The following is a 1,535-nucleotide window of genomic DNA, read 5'->3' on the forward strand; positions in this document are numbered from 1 at the left end:
CGGAACAGCGGACCGGCGGCCAGGTCGAACGGGGCCCGCGCTTCCTCGGCCGCGCGCGCGCGCAGGGCCTGTTCGCGCGCCGGCGCGTCCAGCGACGCCAGGTCCTCCTCCACCAGCGCGAAGCCGACCGTCTCCGCTGCGATCGACTGCACCGGACCGGCGTCGGTGCTGGTGAAGCTCGTGCGCAGGTTCTCGTGGCGGGCGACGATGCGGTCGAGCGCCCGCTTCAATGCGTCGCGGTCCAGGTGTCCCTTCAGGCGCAGCGCGGCCGGGATGTGGTAGGCCACCCCGGCCGCCGGGTCGAGCTGGGCAAGGAACCACAACCGCTGCTGCGCCCACGACAACGGCAGCGCCGCCGTGCGGTCCGCACGCGGGATGCCTTCGTTCCCCTTTCTCGTTCCATTCGGACGCGCGCCCTCGCGCTCCTGCAGACGCTTGAGCGTGACCGCACGACGCAACTGTTCGAGTTGTCGGGCCTTGTCAACGCTCATCCGGCGCACCCTCCGCCAGCAGGGCGAGCAACTCTTCTTCCGACAGATTGGCCAGTTCGTCCTCGACCTCACCGACCTCCTGTTCGGCAAAGTGCAACAGACGTGCCGCAACCACATGTTCGGCCACGGCCGACAGCACCGGCTTCTCGAACAGCTCGCGCAGCGGCAGGTCGATGTCGAAGCGCTCGCGCATGCGCACCACCAGCTGCATCACCAGCAGCGAGTGTCCGCCCAGTTCGAAGAAGTGGTCGTTGCGCCCCACCCGCTCCAGACCCAGCAGGTCCCGCCAGATCCCCGCGATCGCCTCCTCCACCTCACCCACCGGCGCCTCGTACGCGCGCGACACCAGCGCACTGCCGTCCGGCGCCGGCAGCGCCTTGCGGTCCAGCTTCCCGTTCGGCGTCAGCGGCATCGACGCCAGCTGCACGAACGCGCCCGGCATCATGTGCTCCGCCAGATCCTTCGACAGCCCCTCCCGCAATCTCCCCACGTCCAGCGTGACCCCGTCCTCCGCCACCACGTACGCCACCAGCCGCCGGTCGCCTTCCGCCTCCTCCCGCGCCAGCACCACCGCCTCGCGTACCCCGGCCAGACCCCCCAGCCGCGACTCGATCTCGCCCAGCTCGATCCGGAAACCCCGGATCTTCACCTGGAAGTCGTTGCGCCCCAGGTACTCGATCGTCCCGTCCGCCAGCCAGCGCCCCACGTCCCCCGTCCGGTACATGCGCGCCCCCGGCTCCCGCGAGAACGGGTCGGCCAGGAACCGCTCCGCCGTCAGCTCAGGACGCCCCAGGTAACCCCGCGCCACCTGCACCCCGCCCAGGTACAGCTCGCCGGGCACCCCCACCGGCACCGGCTCCCGCTGCCCGTCCAGCACGTACACCGGCACGTTCATGACCGGCCGGCCGATCACCGGTCCGCCCGACGCATCCCGGATGCTCGCGATCGTCGCGTCCACCGTGCACTCGGTCGGACCGTACATGTTGTGGAAGTGGATCCGCTGCGACCCCTTCAACGTCTCCCACAGCTTCCCGCCCACCGCTT

General features: G+C 70.6%; 2 protein-coding genes. Both read right to left on the reverse strand.

The window, feature by feature from the left end:
* Positions 1-491 (reverse strand): condensation domain-containing protein (locus tag L3V18_RS19175; protein WP_237057066.1); only part of this gene is annotated, 491 nt, incomplete at its 3' end.
* Positions 481-1,535 (reverse strand): phosphopantetheine-binding protein (locus L3V18_RS19180; protein ID WP_305068990.1); only part of this gene is annotated, 1,055 nt, incomplete at its 5' end. The genes L3V18_RS19175 and L3V18_RS19180, both read right to left, overlap by 11 nt.

The sequence above is a fragment of the Marilutibacter chinensis genome, assembly GCF_021725675.1.
GTDB lineage: Bacteria > Pseudomonadota > Gammaproteobacteria > Xanthomonadales > Xanthomonadaceae > Marilutibacter > Marilutibacter chinensis.